Raw genomic sequence first — 16,097 nt, 5'->3', positions numbered from 1 at the left:
TAAATGACGGTCTTGCAAGCGGGCGCAGCCTGCCCACTTGGTGCGAGTTTTGACGGCGAGGGTGTTAATTTCGCCCTGTTTTCGGCCGATGCCGAGCGGGTCGAATTATGCCTGTTTGATGAACGGCAACAGGAACGGCGGCTGGCGTTGACTCATCGCAGCGGGGATATCTGGCATGGCTATCTGCCTGGCGCGAAGCCCGGTCTGCGCTATGGCTTCCGGGTGTCGGGGCCGTTTGAACCGTCGCGGGGGCTGCGCTTCAATCCACACAAACTGCTGCTTGATCCCTGCGCCCGCTTGCTGGATGGCTGGGTGGTCGATGACGACTGCCTGCACGGCGGACTCGATCAGCGTGATGAACGGGATAGCGCTGACGTGATGGCGAAGTGTGTCGTCATCGCCGAGGATTACGATTGGCGGGACGACCGCCACCCGCAGACGCCGTGGAGCCAGACGGTGATTTATGAGGCGCACGTGCGCGGCCTGACGCAACTGCACCCTGATATTCCGCAAGCCATTCGCGGCAGCTACGCCGCGCTGGGCCATCCGGTCATCATCGACTATCTGAAAATGCTGGGCGTGACCGCACTGGAGTTATTGCCTGTTCAGCAACACGCGGATGAACCACGGTTACAGCAAATGGGATTGCGCAACTATTGGGGCTACAACGTGCTGTTGCCGTTCGCCGTGGATAACGGTCTGGCGGCCGGTGAAGATGCGCTGAATGAATTTCGGGATGCGGTCAAAGCCCTGCATAACGCCGGCATTGAAGTGATTCTCGATGTGGTGTTCAACCACAGCGCCGAACTGGATGTAGAAGGGCCGACGCTTTCTCTGCGCGGTATTGATAATCGCAGCTACTACTGGCTGACCGAGCAAGGCGAATACCGTAATTGGACCGGGTGCGGTAACGTATTGCGCCTCAATCACCCTGCGGTCATGGACTGGGTGATGGATTGCCTGTATTTCTGGCGCGAAGTGTGCCATATCGACGGCTTCCGTTTCGATCTGGCCACGGTGCTCGGGCGCACGCCCGATTTTACCGCCTCCGCACCGCTATTGACCGCCATGAAAAATGACCGCCGTCTGCAAGGGTGCAAGCTGATTGCCGAACCGTGGGACATTGGCAACGGCGGCTATCAACTGGGACAGTTCCCTGCGCCGTTCGCCGAATGGAGCGATCGTTATCGTGACGATATGCGACGCTTCTGGCTGCATGGCGATGTTTCCCTCGGCGATTTCGCCCGTCGTTTTGCCGCCTCCAGCGATATTTTCCAGCACCATGACCGTCTGCCTTACGCTTCTATCAACAAACTGACCGCGCACGACGGTTTTACGCTGCGCGATCTGGTCTGCTTTAACCATAAACACAATGATGCGAACGGTGAAGGTAACCGCGACGGCACCGACAGCAATTTCAGCAATAACCACGGAACGGAAGGGCTGGATGCCGATGAAGAGACACAACAGCGCCGCCATGCCAGTCAGCGGGCACTGCTGGCCACGCTGTTGTTATCACAAGGAACCCCGATGCTGCTGGCGGGGGATGAACGGGGGCATAGCCAGCAGGGTAACAACAATGCCTATTGTCAGGATAACGAACTGACCTGGTTGCATTGGGATAATGCCGACCAGGACCTGATCCGGTTTACCGCCGGATTAATTCATCTGCGTCGCGCAATACCGGCGTTGCAGCAGGAAGGATGGTGGCAGGAGGGCGATAACGCCGTTCAATGGCTGGATATCAACGGGCAACCCTTAACCCCGCAGCAATGGGAACAGGGTGAGCGCCAGTTACAAATTTTGCTTTCCGAGCGCTGGCTATTGGTGATTAACGCCAGTGTACACGAGGGGAGTTTCACCCTGCCGACAGGACAGTGGAAAGTTTCGCCACCGTTTGATGAGAAGGCGTACCGGATCAGCAATGGGGTATGGCAAGGGAATGCACAGGCGGTCTGTATCCTTACAAGATAAATAAGAAGGAGTTAGCCATGGTGAGTAACGACAAAAATGATCCTCTGATGCTGGCGAGACAATTGCCGCTTAAGTCTGTGGCGTTAATTCTGGCGGGAGGCCGGGGAACACGTTTAAAAGAGCTGACGGCAAAGCGTGCCAAGCCAGCCGTACATTTCGGCGGCAAATTCCGCATTATTGATTTTGCCTTGTCCAATTGCCTCAATTCCGGTATCCGGCGCATTGGGGTGATTACTCAGTATCAGTCGCATACGCTGGTGCAACACATTCAGCGCGGCTGGTCTTTCCTGAACGTGGAAATGAATGAGTTTATCGACCTGCTGCCCGCGCAGCAGCGTAACTCCACCGATCACTGGTATCGCGGCACCGCCGATGCGGTATGTCAGAACCTGGATATTATCCGCCGTTACCAGGCGGAATACGTGGTGATACTGGCCGGCGATCATATCTACAAGATGGACTATTCGCGCATGCTGATCGACCACGTCGAAAAAGGGTCGGAATGCACCGTGGCCTGTCTCCCCGTGCCGTTGCAAGAGGCCAGCGCCTTTGGCGTCATGAGCGTCGATAATCAGCTCCGTATCCTCGATTTCGCGGAAAAACCGGAGAAACCGATATCGATGCCGGATAATCCGGATATGGCGCTGGCGAGCATGGGGATCTATGTTTTTAATGCGGACTATCTTTATCGCTTGCTGGAAGACGATCTCCGCGTGACGGAGTCCAATCATGATTTTGGTCAGGACCTGATCCCGAAAATCGTCGCGCAGCGTTCAGCCTGGGCACATCCTTTCACCCTTTCCTGCGTGACGTCGGGTGAGAATGATCATCCCTACTGGCGGGATGTCGGTACGCTGGCAGCGTATTGGCAGGCAAATCTTGATTTGGCCTCCGTGACGCCGGAACTGGATATGTATGACCGTAACTGGCCGATTCGCTCGGCGATCGAGTCGTTACCGCCGGCAAAATTTGTGCAGGACCATTCCGGCAGCCACGGAATGACGATGAACTCGCTGGTTTCAGGCGGCTGCATAGTTTCCGGTTCGGTGGTGACGCATTCGGTGCTGTTTCCTCGCGTCCGGGTAAATTCGTTTTGCAGTATAGATTCAGCGGTGTTGCTGCCGGATGTCACCGTCGGGCGGTCCTGTCGTCTGCGTCGTTGTATCATCGACCGTGCCTGCCAGCTCCCGGAGGGCACGATTATTGGCGAAAATGCGGAAGAAGACAGCCGCCGTTTTTATCGTTCGGAAGAAGGAATTGTGCTGGTGACGCGGACGATGCTGGAAAAACTGTAACAGCCATCGTGGCAAACAGGAGTAATGATGCGGGTATTACACGTTTGTTCAGAGTTATTTCCATTATTGAAAACCGGCGGGCTTGCTGATGTCGCCGGTGCGCTGCCAGCGGCACAGATTTCCGCGGGAATGGATGCCCGGGTGCTGTTGCCGGCTTTTCCTGATCTGAAAAAAGGGATTACGGATACCCAGATTGTGCGTGAATTGGATACTTTCGCCGGGCGTGTCACGCTGCTGTTCGGCCATTTTAACGGGGTCGGCATTTACCTGATTGATGCGCCGAATTTGTATGCCCGTGCGGGTAGCCCCTATCATGATCCTGCGCTGTATGCCTATGCGGACAACTATTTGCGTTTTGCTCTGCTGGGCTGGATCGGCTGTGAGATGGCCTGCGGGCTGGATCATTACTGGCGGCCGGATATTGTGCATGCCCATGACTGGCACGCGGGGCTGACCTGCGCTTATCTGGCGGCCCGTAACCGTCCGGCCAAGTCGGTATTTACCGTGCATAATCTGGCCTATCAGGGGCTGTTCGACGCTCGCCATATGCCGGAGCTTCATCTGCCGCCGGAGTTCTTCCAGGTTTACGGCCTGGAATTCTATGGGCAGATTTCCTACCTTAAAGCCGGGCTGTTTTATGCCGATCATATCACTACGGTCAGCCCGACTTATGCCCATGAAATTACTCTGCCGGCCTATGGTTACGGCATGGAAGGTTTATTGCAAACCCGTGAAGAAGAAGGGCGTTTGTCCGGCATTCTCAACGGTGTGGACGATGCTATCTGGAATCCCGCGCACGATCATTTATTGACCAGCCACTACAATCGTGATGTGCTGGCAAACAAGGCGGAAAACAAGCGGCATCTGCAAACGGCGATGGGACTGAAGGTTAATGACAAGGTGCCGGTGTTTGCCATTGTCAGTCGCCTGACCAGTCAAAAAGGTCTGGATATTGCATTGAGTGCAGTACCGGATTTGTTGGATCAGGGCGGGCAACTGGTGGTGCTGGGGGCGGGAGATGCGGATTTGCAGGAAGGGTTTCTGACCGCCGCCGCAAAGTATCACGGGCAGGTTGGCGTACAAATTGGCTACCATGAGGCGTTTTCACACCGCATTATCGGTGGCGCAGACGTCATCATGGTGCCGAGCCGGTTTGAGCCCTGCGGCCTGACGCAGCTTTACGGGCTGAAATACGGCACGTTGCCGCTGGTTCGTCGGACGGGCGGACTGGCCGATACGGTATCGGACTGTTCGCTGGAAAATCTGGCGGATGGGCTGGCGAGTGGGTTTGTATTTAACGATTGTAATGTGGGATCGCTTTCCAGAGCGATTCGTCGTGTGTTTGTGTTGTGGTCACGTCCAACGCTGTGGCGCTATGTCCAGCGTCAGGCGATGGCAATGGACTTTAGTTGGACGGTGGCCGCGCAGGCTTACCGAACGCTATATCAACGCTTGTGGTAACACTCACTTGGGAATGAATATTATGAACTCTCCGTTTATCTATACTTCACCAACGCTCAGTGTGGCAGCGCTGAAACATTCTATCGCCTACAAACTCATGTTTTCCGTGGGTAAGGATCCTTCTATCGCCACCCAGCATGATTGGCTGAACGCCACGCTGCTGGCGGTGCGTGACCGTATGGTGGAACGCTGGCTGCGCTCCAATCGGGCGCAGCTTTCGCAGGATGTTCGTCAGGTTTACTACCTTTCTATGGAGTTTTTGCTGGGACGCACGCTATCCAATGCGCTGCTGGCGATGGGACTGTATGACGATCTGAAAGCCGCGCTGGATGACATGGGATTAGAACTGGACGATTTGCTACAGGAAGAGACGGATCCCGGTTTGGGAAACGGCGGTCTGGGGCGATTGGCCGCCTGTTTTCTGGATTCGCTGGCAACCATGGCGTTGCCGGGGCGTGGTTACGGTATTCGCTATGAATATGGCATGTTCAAGCAAAACATCGTAGACGGAAAACAGGCCGAATCACCGGATTACTGGTTGGAATACGGCAACGCGTGGGAGTTTCCGCGCCATAGTACACGTTATAAAGTGCGGTTCGGCGGACGTCTCCAGCAGGAAGGGACAAAAATCCGCTGGCTGGAAACCGAAGAAGTTATCGCCTGCGCTTACGATCAGATCATTCCCGGTTTTGATACGGATGCGACGAATACGCTACGCCTATGGGGCGCGCAGGCCAGTAATGAAATCAATCTGGGTAAATTTAATCAGGGTGACTACTTTGCGGCGGTGGAAGATAAAAACCACTCGGAAAACGTGTCGCGCGTATTGTATCCCGATGATTCAACCTATTCCGGGCGCGAGTTGCGTCTGCGGCAGGAATATTTTCTGGTTTCCGCCACGGTGCAGGATATTCTCAATCGCCACTGGTTGATGCACAAAACCTACAATAATCTGGCGGAAAAATTTGCCATCCATCTGAACGATACACATCCGGTACTCGCCATTCCGGAACTGATGCGGTTGTTGATTGATGAACATAAATTCAAATGGCAGGATGCGTGGACGGTGGTGACCAAGGTTTTCTCCTATACCAACCATACGCTGATGCAGGAAGCGCTGGAAACCTGGCCGGTAGACATGCTGGGCAAGATTCTGCCGCGCCATCTGCAATTGATTTTCGAGATTAACGAGAACTTCCTGGAATACGTACAGAAGCAATACCCAAGTGATAATAACCTGCTGTCCAGAGTCTCCATCATTGATGAAAACAATGGACGCAAGGTACGCATGGCCTGGCTGGCGGTGGTTGCCAGCCATAAGGTGAACGGGGTGTCGGAGCTGCACTCGGATTTAATGGTGCAATCGCTGTTCGCCGACTTCGCCAAACTCTTTCCCAATCGCTTTTGCAACAAGACTAATGGCGTGACGCCGCGCCGTTGGCTGGCGCTGGCAAACCGTCCGCTGTCAAAACTGTTGGACGACACCATCGGACACAACTGGCGTACCGATTTGAGCCAGCTGAGCGATCTTCAGCAGCATATTGATTACCCTGCGTTCGTGCAGAAAATCCGTAAGGTCAAGCTGGAGAACAAAGAACGGCTGGCGGCCTACATCGCGGAAAACCTGAATATTGTCGTCAATCCGGAAGCGTTGTTCGATGTACAAATCAAACGCATTCACGAATACAAGCGGCAGCTACTCAATGTGTTGCACATTATTACGCTGTATAACCGCATCAAGGATGATCCAGAGGTTGATCGTGTGCCTCGCGTGATGATTTTTGCCGGCAAAGCGGCGTCCGCCTATTACATGGCGAAACACATTATCAACCTGATCAATGATGTTGCGAAGGTGATCAATAACGATCCCGCGCTGCACGATCGGTTGAAAGTCGTCTTTATCCCGAATTATGGCGTGAGTCTGGCGCAGATCATTATTCCTGCCGCCGATCTCTCTGAGCAGATCTCGCTGGCGGGGACGGAGGCATCAGGCACCAGCAACATGAAGTTTGCGTTAAACGGCGCATTGACCATTGGTACGCTGGATGGAGCCAACGTTGAAATGCTGGAGCATGTCGGGGATGAGAATATGTTCATTTTCGGCAATACCGCCGATGAGGTGGAGGAGCTGCGTAAAAACGGCTATAACCCGCGGCAGTACTATGAAAAGGACGAGGAGTTACATCGGGTATTAACGCAGATTGCGACGGGCTTATTCAGTCCCAATGAGCCCAAACGCTACAGCGATTTGTTTGATTCGCTGGTGAACTTCGGTGATTACTACCAACTGCTGGCCGACTATCGCAGCTATGTCGATACGCAGGACCGGGTGGATGATTTATACCGTAATGAGGACGAATGGGCGCGTTGTACGGCGCATAACATCGCCAATATGGGCTATTTTTCTTCCGATCGCACCATCAGCGAATACGCCAGTGAAATCTGGAATATCAAACCGATACGGCTGTAAGCGCCGTTATGTTTAGCGCCTCCCGACCTCCCTGTAACAGGGGGGGTTGGGGGAACGAGTGCGCAGAGGCGATGATAGCGGCCGGCAGGCGCTGCGGCTATTGGCATACCTCCAGTTCAAACGCGTTATTAATCCGGTATTTTACGCCCGCCATGATGCCGTTTTCCCCTTCATAAACCACCAGGAACCGGGTACGCGTGCCGTCGTGGTAGGTTAATGCCGCGCATCCCCCTTTCCCCAGTATCAGCGTTTTCACCTTACCCGAGGAGAGGAGTACGACGTTTTCTCCCGTGATGTTGACTGAAACATCGTCGCCGCCATTGATGAGGCGATTGTCATGGCCTGATATCCCGATCCTGCACATATCACCGGCGTTGGCGATGCGTGTTGAGTCACCGGCACTGCTGATATAGCTGCGCATGCCGCTATTGGTGATGTGGGTTCCACAACCGGCGCTGCTGATTTTCGCCGAGTTTCCGCTGTTGCTGATGCGGGCCCGTCCTCCCAGACTGCCAATCCGGCTATGCTGGCCGGTGTTGCTGATCCTGACCGCAAAACCGGCGCTGACGAGCTGGCAGGCATAGCCAACGCTGGCGATGCTGGTGTTGTCACCCGAATTACCAATGAAATTGCACGCGCCTGACAGGGCGACCTGACTTTGCAACCCGGTGCAGCCGATATCCAACGCAGAATCACTGACGGCCAATTGCATTGTATAGGGGATCTCTGGCGCTGATTTTGCGATGCGGCAGCGAGGTTTGATCTGAACGATACCATCACCGCCGGTCGTTAACTGTGTCACCATCGCCTGAGTGGTGCGCATTTCCTGTGCAATAAACTGATGCGTATCAAAACCGCGTGCATAGCTGTATTCCACCAGCGTTTCCAGCCATTCGATGTGGCCATCGCGCATCAGAGCATGATGGATATCCTGATAATGTCCGCCTTGCGGGAAATGGCGTAGGAACCAGCGGTAAATCTGCGGACTGACCTGTAATGAATGTAATTGCTGCCTGGTCATTTTCTTCATTGTTTGCCATGCCCGCGTAACGTCTTGTTCTCGTCCGGGAGTGTTGCGCCTTAGTGGCGATGATAACCATCAATCATGCAGCGGAACGTCTGGGTTGGCGTTCTCCCGGTCGTACACAGATAAACATGCCCGCCAATAAAGAACAGACTGGCGACCGCCAAAACCAGATGCAGTGGTAACAGCCAGGCTTTGAGCTGCACAAAATCAGCCGGGATCCACTGCGGATTACTCAGGAACAGCCCTGTCGCCAGCAGCGCGGGTAACAGCGCATACATCACGCCAAGATAGGCGACCTGCTGTAACGGGTTAAACTTGGCTCGCGGCGTCGCCGGAAAAGGGTGATCCTCCCCTTTGATAATGCCATACAGATAAAAGCGGACTTGCAGAAAGGCGCGCTGTCCCCAACTTTTACGATCGATGAGATAATGATGCCCATTGCCGCCGAAGGCGTTAATCAGTACAAACGCCACCCAACTGATCAACAGCAGATATCCGCACAGCTCGTGCATTGCCACCAGCGTCACCCGGTCTTTTACCGAACCGATGGCGAAGTGGTTTAACAAGCCACTGGCGAGCAACAGAATAAACAACAGGGCGTTGCTCCAGTGCCATAAGCGGATGGCCCGCGAGTAGAGATATACTTTTTCTTCCTGTGCCGCCTGAAGCGATGGCGCGAATTTGTAGCGCAGCAGCCCGTGCAGCGTTAATACGCCCAGCATTCCGGCAAGCAGGATACCGGCCAGAATCAGCCACACCGGCCAGAAATCAGGCGTATAGATATAGACATATTGGTACAGCTGAGCCTGAAACAGCTCCGCGTTGGGCATGATATTCATACATTCACCTTTTCGACGTCATGTGGACCGGGGCGGCGATAAATATGTGGCTTACCGACATCAGGCAGTCGGTATTGGTAGTACTCATGCGTTTTCAGCCAGGTTTGCACCGGTTCGCTGTCTTCAGGACCAAAGATGAGCGCGTCCTGCGGACAGGCGCTGACGCAGATTGGCGGGAAGCCTTTTTGCAGCCGTGATTCCAGACAAAAATCGCATTTGTCGGCCACGCGGGTGGTGGGATTAAGGTAGCGCACCTGATACGGGCAGGCGGAAATGCAGTAGCTACAGCCGATACATTTCACTTTATCCACCCGAACAATACCATTGCTTTCATCCAGGTAAGATGCGCCGGTCGGGCAAACGTCAATGCACGGCGCATCCTCGCATTGCTGGCAGGCATGGCGGAAAAAGTGATAAATATTTCCCTGCTCCGGTGGGGTCATCGCGATATGCGCGATACTCATTCGGGCCGCGCCAATGGGGACCTTATTGACTTTATGGCAGGCAACGGTACAGATACTGCAACCGTTGCACAGCACTTCGTCGTGGATCATGGCGTAGCGCACCAGCCTGTTTTTATCTGTCCCGCCGAGGGCGGAGAAGAGTGGTGCGCTGAAGAAAATCACCGATCCCATGCCGAGGACAAACTGACGGCGTGAGCATGTCATCTTCCTTGCCTCCCAGAAAATGCGCTGTTGGAAAATGTACGGTTCAAAGTAGATTGCATCCGAGGTGTCAAAGCTTGCTTTTTCATCTGCTCTCCAATGGGTTGACTCACCGCCGCACGGTATGGATTGCTGGTTTGTCGCGCGTGGGCGGGAGAAGGATTACGGGTTTTCATACTGTTCAACCTCGATCCATTCACATAGCCCCTTTGCCTTGCCGTAACTCATAAAGCGTTCACTGAACAGATAGGGTTCGCCGTTGGACGCCATGACGGTGCGAATATCCTTAAAGCTATCGGACTGCCCGAGAAAGCGGAGCGCGCAATCAATCTTCTCCTGATCGAATGAATACGGCGGCAGCGTCAGCATCTGCACTTTGTAAGGGCGCGGATAGGTCTGGCACTCGAACCGCACGGTATCTGCAATGGTCTTGCAGGTATCCTGCTCGTGAGTAAACAGTAAAATCCGCGCATAGTTGTGGCTCATGCTTTGATCCGAGTAGTGATACTGTTCCTCGCCATTGCCGATGGCGAGGATGTCTGCGCATTCGTCGCTGGCGCCGATTTGGGCAAACAGCTGCCCGATGGTTTCAGGCTCCAGTGAATAAGGCGGAGCCTGAAAGCTCCGAGTACTCACCAGTTCACCTGCCGCCGAGCACTGGCGGATATAATCTGCGACGACCAAAAACGGCGCTTTGGGTTCAGGCGTATCGTCTGCGGTAACGCCATCATCCGCGGCTTCCGCCTGTGCGGATAACGGCAACAGCAGCCGTCTTTTGCTTAAGTCGGGCTGGCCGTCCGGGGGTGTTTCTGACGCGGGCGCCGCAGACGTGAGTGATGATGTCGTTGTCATAATCAATATCCCTGCAATACGGTTAGACGGGGAGAAGATCCCGCGCCGCCAGATCGTCAGCCACGTCTTCCAGCCCGAGCTTGACCAGTGTCTCCCTGGTCGGGCAGCCTAATTCCGGATCCCACCCCATGGCGCTATAGAACATCGTCAGCGATTTTTGCATGTCTTCGCGATCCATCTTGTCCGTACCTTCGGTAAACACCTTGATGTCAGGGTCTTTATCAAATACCCATGAACAGATTTGGTCATGTTCATGACGCATATCTTTGGTGTTCATCAGCTTCACGGTGTAGGCGCGGTGCAGCGTGAAGATTCGTTCCGCCGCCAGATCCAGACTTTCTTCCGTGGTATCCTCCCCGGTCACCGCAGTGAAGAACTTGGCTTCCAATGTCAGGTCGCCGCGGTAGTTACGGCTCTTCAGGGGGGAGACGGTCATCGGCCACACCCAGTTGCACAATGTCACCGCGTCATGCAGACAACTTTTGAGAATTGACCATTTGGCGTATTTGATTTTGTACGGATTTATCGGCGTGTAGTTCTTGGTTTCGTCATAGGCATCCGGTGAGCCGAACAGATCGGCGGCGACCTCTTTTTGCAGTTTTAACGGTAACCCACTGCCGATGTAATTGATGTGGGTGTGCGTCATGGCATCACGGTTGAACATGCAGTTGACGATAGCTCCCACCTGCGCGGAGGCTTCATTGGCGTGATGCACCGGGAACCCCATCGGCGACCACAGTTTATTTTGGGTGCTCGCCCAGAATTCTTCGCCCAGATTCCATCTTTGCGCCAGCAGATAGGAACCATCCGCCAGATGGCTGATTTCACCTTGACGATGCGCCAGACGCAGGTAGAGATCTTTAATGAACGCGGGATCGCCGGCTTCCAGCAGATCCCAACGAATTGAGGCGTATTCCTCCGCGGGGAGTACGCGTTTGAACACGTCGTGTGCATAACAGTAAACAAAATCGCGCTGTAACTGAGCGTAGTTACACCACAGACCCATATCGTCAAATACGTTTAATGCAACAAAATTGGCGATGACCTTGCCATCTCCTTTTTCCTCAAAATCTTTGGGGCCATGCGGGAACAGCGAGCTATGCGCGGTTTGGGCGACACAGGTGTTGCCGCCGGTGGTCGGAACGCCGTATTCGCTGGCCTGCGGAACTTTCAACTGCGCCGAACAACGAATGGGGCAAGAGTGGCACCCGCCCATTTTCACCGTGTATTTTTCAGCGGCGGGACCCAGGTCAAAGACGGATTTCATGGTGCGCAAGCCGACGGTATTCTGATTGCCCGGCGGAATTTCACCGGTTTCAATCGGGCCGCCTTCGGCCGCTTTCCAGAACAACCCTTTGCGCGCGGTCCAGCGTGATCTGGGGTTGGAGTATTCCGCCCAGGCCTGTGGCGTGCTGGGGACCACATGGTTGTTATTCGCCCCGATGAGTTGCGTCATCATATAATCATTCAGATTTTTCAGTTCTTCCCGATTCGATACGTTGACGCCGCGGGTGCCGATGACCGAGATGGCTTTCAGGTTTTTGGAGCCGAGTACGGCGCCGGAACCGGCGCCACCGCTATGATTACGGCTGTTCAGGATGCCAGATAGCGGCACCAGATTTTCGCCGGCCGGGCCGATAGCGGCGACGCAGGCTTCCACATTGGTGGTTCGGCAAATTTCTTCCGTGGTCGCGCGCGTGCCTTTTCCCCATAGAAAAGCGGCATTTTCAATACTGACGTTGTCATCCTGAATATTAATCCAGACCGGCTTGGCCGATTTCCCTTCAATAATAATGGCGTCGTAGCCGGCATATTTCATATAGGCTGCGAAAAAACCGCCCATATGCGCATCGACGACTAAATTACCGCGGGTAAATGTGGATAATGTGGTGATATTAACGCGTGAGCTACAGGGCGCGCCGGAGCCGGTTAATGGTCCGACGGCGAATATCACTTTATTAGCTTCGTCAAAAGGTTTGGTTCCCGGTGCCACCTCGTCATACATGATTTTATAACCAAATCCCATTCCGCCAATAAACGCTTTATATTTACTGGAGTCTTCTTTGGTGATAGCGCCGGAGCTTAGGTTGATGCGCAATATATTACCAGTCCAACCGTTGATCATAATTTATTTTCCTGAGTGTGAAGCGTCATCATGAGAAATAGGCAGGAATAAAACCGGTTACTCAGACCGTAATATCCTTCCAGTCGATGATACTTAATGCACCTGTAGGACAAGCGGTAGCGCATTCGCCACATAAATTACACTTGCCGGATTTTTTGATCTGTGGATTTACCGTTGCCATCATCCACGGGCAGGCGGTGGTACAGGCAGCGCAACCAATACAACGGTTGGCGTCAACCGTAATACAGCCACGCTCCTCGTTGTAGGTAATAACTTTTATTGGGCAGACTTTCATACATTCGGGATCTTTACATTGCCGGCAGGTGTCGGTAGTAAAATTAAGATCGCCATACAGCCCGCCGCCGGTGCCGATACCCTTATCACCGTAATAAAAATGACGGTGGATTTTGACCCGTGAAAAGAAGGAGCCGACGCTGCCGTCGTTGTAGGTCGTACAGGCCGTTTCGCAGCGGTGACAGCCCGTACAGCGGGCTCTTTTCGTCACCAGTACGCCTTTGGGAGTGGTGGTGAGCCCTACGGTGCCGCTATTGATCTCTTCCTGCTTACAGCCCAACAAAGACAGTAATCCCGGCGCAATGGTGATTCCTGCCAAACCTTTGCCAGAAATACGCAGGAATTCCAGCCTTGTTAACCCCAGATTCAGTAAAGGACGTTCAACCTGATTAGGCATTTAATTCTCATCCTCCGCAAAATGAGTATGGAAGTGCACCCATAGCAGAATTGGTAACGACAAGCGCGATATTCGTCATACTTCAAGTTGCATGTGCGTTGGCCGCGTTCAGTCACCCGAATCACTTACCTGAGTAAGCTCATCGGGATTCCTTCACTTGCCGCCTTCCTGCAACTCGAATTATTTAGAATATAAAAAAATAATTGACTGACCGCGTCAAATACCGTTATATAATAAAATAAATAACGGTGGCGATGTTTACCTTCATTACGCTTATCATGCCGTTGTCATTTTTCCGCAAGACTTGATATCTGGCGGTACATATAATGATCCGCTTACTACGCGAATAATGAAACGCATTCGCAATAGTGCATGTTTTTTACTATAGGACATAGCAGTGTTTCTGGTTAGCCATATTGATGATGTGGTTATCATGTTTTTTATTCTGTGATTAACGTCATAGAAAATATTTATTTTGAATATTTTTAATGTTATTGATTCTTATTATTATTTGAGACCTTTATTACTTAATATTAATGAGGCTCTCTAAAGTATAAATACAGATAACTCAATGAATATGGTGCAGTAAAATCAAAAGCCGTTAATGGTGATTATTATTTTGGCGAGATTATTTTTTAAAATGAGAAAATATCAGGCCAGCGATATTTGTCTTTTTTGATTTATACCGGAATCACCGAATATAAGATAGCCGATGAAAAATGATATAAACCCCAATTCATGAAGAATCTTTCAAGATAAAGAATAATGGACTGCATGACGCGGTCAATTTTTGCTTTCCCTTCACCGGTGGAGAGGGAGCAGGTCCAGTATCTTTCATGGGTGAGTTGTTCCTCCCCCTGACAAGAGGGAGGTCGGGAAGGGATTATTAATGGCAAATTGCCTAATGTCGTGTCAGCAGGGTTAGCTGACTTTAGCCACCTGGTGGCGGTAGGCATCCAACCACGCGCTGATGCGCTGTTTCTGCGCTTCGCTCAGCAGCATACCCAGTTTTGTCCGACGCCAAATGACATCATCCAGCGTAATGGCCCACTCTTTTTCCACCAGATAACGCAATTCCGCTTCATACAGGTCATGACCAAAATTCTCTCCCAATTCGCTGATCCCCTTGGTATTCGCAAGAATCAGTTCACTGTTTGAGCCGTATGTGCGGCTATAACGGCGCGCCAACGCTTCCGGTATGTTAAAGCGGCGACGCAGCGCGGCGGCGTAATCTTCACGTGTACCGGCGATATCCCCGCCTGGCAACACCGCATTCTGGGTCCAGGCTTTACCAGCCTGAGGATAATATTTTTGCAGCTTATCCAGCGCATGCTCCGCCAGCTTGCGATAGGTCGTCAGCTTGCCGCCAAATACGGAGAGTAATGGCGCCTGACCATCGTCATCTTCCACCGACAGCGTGTAATCACGGGTGATGGCCTGCGGCGAATCCGATTCATCATCACACAGCGGGCGTACACCGGAATAGGTCCAGACGATATCTTCACGAGTAAGTTGCTTCTTGAAGTGATCGTTATACACGTCCAGCAGATAGCTGACTTCGTTATCATCGATCTTCACATTATGCGCATCGCCATGATATTCCACATCGGTGGTGCCGATGATCGAGAACTCATCCTGCCACGGGATCACAAATACGATACGGTGATCTTTGTTTTGCAGAATATAAGCCTGAGGCTGGGTGTGTACTCTTGGCACCACGATGTGGCTGCCTTTGATGAGGCGAATGCCGTACGGTGATTTTAACCGCAAACCGTCATCAAAGAACTGCTTCACCCATGGACCGGTGGCGTTAACCAGACCTTTGGCGCGCCAGGTGAACGTCTCGCCCGTGAGTGAGTCAACGGCTTCCACGATCCACAGGCCCTGTTCGCGGCGTGCGCTGACCACGTTGGTACGTGTGCGAACTTCACCACCGCGTTTTGCCACTTCCTGCGCGTTCAGTACCACCAGACGCGCATCGTCAACCCAGCAGTCCGAATATTCGAATCCACGAGTCAGCTCCGGCTTCAGCACGGATTCAGCGCCGAATTTCAATCCCTTACTGGCGGGCAGACTGACGCGCTTACCAATATTGTCATACATAAACAGACCGATGCGGATCATCCAGGCCGGACGCAGGTGCGGCTGGTGCGGGAGACGAAAGCGCATCGGGAAGATGATATGGGGAGCCATTTTGAGCAGCGTTTCACGTTCGGAAAGCGCCTCGCTGACCAGTCTGAATTCATAGTGCTCAAGGTAGCGCAAGCCGCCATGAATCAATTTGGAACTGGCGGAGGAAGTGGCGCAGGCCAGATCCTGCGCTTCCAGCAGCAGGACAGATAATCCGCGCCCGGCCGCATCTGCGGCGATGCCTGCACCGTTAATACCGCCGCCGATCACGATCAGATCTTTGGTTTCCACGTTTCTTCCTCCACCGTCAAAATAAACAAAATGTTCGATTTCGAGCATTATAGTAATCGAAAACAAACAATGCAGCCAATAGTTAACCAAATAAAAACATTTATGCGTGATGAAGATAACAATTTGAGGTTGGCTATCGATAAAAGAAGGGAGCGTGTCATACCCGGCATCTTGCAAGCCAGCAGGTACGCTGACCGTGTTACTCGACCCGTTTTTGGGTTTCGCCCGTAAAGGCTGAGGGATCCCCACAAATTTGGGGAAGAATATCTGTAAGTGC

The 16,097-nt window shown here is 52.9% G+C and carries 11 protein-coding genes; 4 read left to right on the top strand and 7 right to left on the bottom strand.

What is annotated here, in order from left to right:
• Window positions 1-3: 3 nt before the first annotated feature.
• Genes glgX through glgP form a run of 4 tightly spaced genes read left to right on the top strand, consistent with a single transcriptional unit; the run spans window position 4 to window position 7,200 of the window.
• On the top strand, window positions 4-1,974 hold the full coding sequence (glgX, locus tag DDT52_RS17975) for a glycogen debranching protein GlgX (protein ID WP_136157575.1): 1,971 nt from the start codon (window positions 4-6) through the stop codon (window positions 1,972-1,974).
• A 17-nt stretch (window positions 1,975-1,991) separates the two neighbouring features.
• Window positions 1,992-3,269: a glucose-1-phosphate adenylyltransferase gene (gene glgC / locus DDT52_RS17970; protein WP_136157574.1), complete on the top strand. Its 1,278-nt coding sequence runs from the start codon at window positions 1,992-1,994 to the stop codon at window positions 3,267-3,269.
• Window positions 3,270-3,296: 27 nt separating this feature from the next.
• Complete coding sequence (gene glgA / locus DDT52_RS17965) at window positions 3,297-4,730, top strand: glycogen synthase GlgA (RefSeq protein ID WP_136157643.1); 1,434 nt, start codon at window positions 3,297-3,299, stop codon at window positions 4,728-4,730.
• Window positions 4,731-4,752: 22 nt separating this feature from the next.
• Window positions 4,753-7,200: a glycogen phosphorylase gene (gene glgP / locus DDT52_RS17960; RefSeq protein WP_136157573.1), complete on the top strand. Its 2,448-nt coding sequence runs from the start codon at window positions 4,753-4,755 to the stop codon at window positions 7,198-7,200.
• 97 nt (window positions 7,201-7,297) lie between these two features.
• On the opposite strand, the gene ydhT is transcribed toward glgP, so the two are convergent.
• The 7 genes from ydhT to glpD form a co-directional block, all read right to left on the bottom strand.
• On the bottom strand, window positions 7,298-8,230 hold the full coding sequence (gene ydhT, locus DDT52_RS17955; protein WP_136157572.1) for a protein YdhT: 933 nt from the start codon (window positions 8,228-8,230) through the stop codon (window positions 7,298-7,300).
• 50 nt (window positions 8,231-8,280) lie between these two features.
• A complete protein-coding gene (phsC, locus tag DDT52_RS17950) occupies window positions 8,281-9,066 on the bottom strand; it encodes a thiosulfate reductase cytochrome B subunit (protein WP_136157571.1) in 786 nt (261 codons plus the stop codon).
• Entirely contained in the window at window positions 9,063-9,734 is a 672-nt protein-coding gene (locus tag DDT52_RS17945; protein ID WP_136157570.1) for a 4Fe-4S dicluster domain-containing protein, read from the bottom strand. The genes phsC and DDT52_RS17945 overlap by 4 nt, the downstream gene beginning before the upstream one ends.
• 159 nt (window positions 9,735-9,893) lie before the next feature.
• A complete protein-coding gene (locus tag DDT52_RS17940; RefSeq protein ID WP_136157569.1) occupies window positions 9,894-10,583 on the bottom strand; it encodes a YdhW family putative oxidoreductase system protein in 690 nt (229 codons plus the stop codon).
• A 22-nt stretch (window positions 10,584-10,605) separates the two neighbouring features.
• Entirely contained in the window at window positions 10,606-12,708 is a 2,103-nt protein-coding gene (locus tag DDT52_RS17935; RefSeq protein WP_136157568.1) for an aldehyde ferredoxin oxidoreductase, read from the bottom strand.
• A gap of 61 nt (window positions 12,709-12,769) precedes the next feature.
• Window positions 12,770-13,399 carry a ferredoxin-like protein gene (locus DDT52_RS17930; protein ID WP_109054785.1) on the bottom strand — a complete coding sequence of 210 codons (630 nt, stop codon included), beginning with the start codon at window positions 13,397-13,399 and terminating at the stop codon, window positions 12,770-12,772.
• Window positions 13,400-14,320: 921 nt separating this feature from the next.
• Window positions 14,321-15,820 carry a glycerol-3-phosphate dehydrogenase gene (glpD, locus tag DDT52_RS17925; protein ID WP_136157567.1) on the bottom strand — a complete coding sequence of 500 codons (1,500 nt, stop codon included), beginning with the start codon at window positions 15,818-15,820 and terminating at the stop codon, window positions 14,321-14,323.
• Between the last annotated feature and the right edge of the window lie 277 nt (window positions 15,821-16,097).

This window comes from Brenneria roseae subsp. roseae (genome assembly GCF_003115845.1).
Classification (GTDB): domain Bacteria; phylum Pseudomonadota; class Gammaproteobacteria; order Enterobacterales; family Enterobacteriaceae; genus Brenneria; species Brenneria roseae.
Note: the sequence above shows the minus strand (reverse complement) of the source record. Positions and strands in the feature narration are given on the sequence as shown.

What these genes read in the sequence shown, in the direction of transcription:
- glgX (WP_136157575.1), top strand. Translation starts at nt 4, where the DNA reads ATGACGGTCTTGCAAGCGGGCGCAGCCTGCCCACTTGGTGCGAGTTTT.
- glgC (WP_136157574.1), top strand. Translation starts at nt 1,992, where the DNA reads ATGGTGAGTAACGACAAAAATGATCCTCTGATGCTGGCGAGACAATTG.
- glgA (WP_136157643.1), top strand. Translation starts at nt 3,297, where the DNA reads ATGCGGGTATTACACGTTTGTTCAGAGTTATTTCCATTATTGAAAACC.
- glgP (WP_136157573.1), top strand. Translation starts at nt 4,753, where the DNA reads ATGAACTCTCCGTTTATCTATACTTCACCAACGCTCAGTGTGGCAGCG.
- ydhT (WP_136157572.1), bottom strand. Translation starts at nt 8,230, where the DNA reads ATGAAGAAAATGACCAGGCAGCAATTACATTCATTACAGGTCAGTCCG.
- phsC (WP_136157571.1), bottom strand. Translation starts at nt 9,066, where the DNA reads ATGAATATCATGCCCAACGCGGAGCTGTTTCAGGCTCAGCTGTACCAA.
- DDT52_RS17945 (WP_136157570.1), bottom strand. Translation starts at nt 9,734, where the DNA reads ATGACATGCTCACGCCGTCAGTTTGTCCTCGGCATGGGATCGGTGATT.
- DDT52_RS17940 (WP_136157569.1), bottom strand. Translation starts at nt 10,583, where the DNA reads ATGACAACGACATCATCACTCACGTCTGCGGCGCCCGCGTCAGAAACA.
- DDT52_RS17935 (WP_136157568.1), bottom strand. Translation starts at nt 12,708, where the DNA reads ATGATCAACGGTTGGACTGGTAATATATTGCGCATCAACCTAAGCTCC.
- DDT52_RS17930 (WP_109054785.1), bottom strand. Translation starts at nt 13,399, where the DNA reads ATGCCTAATCAGGTTGAACGTCCTTTACTGAATCTGGGGTTAACAAGG.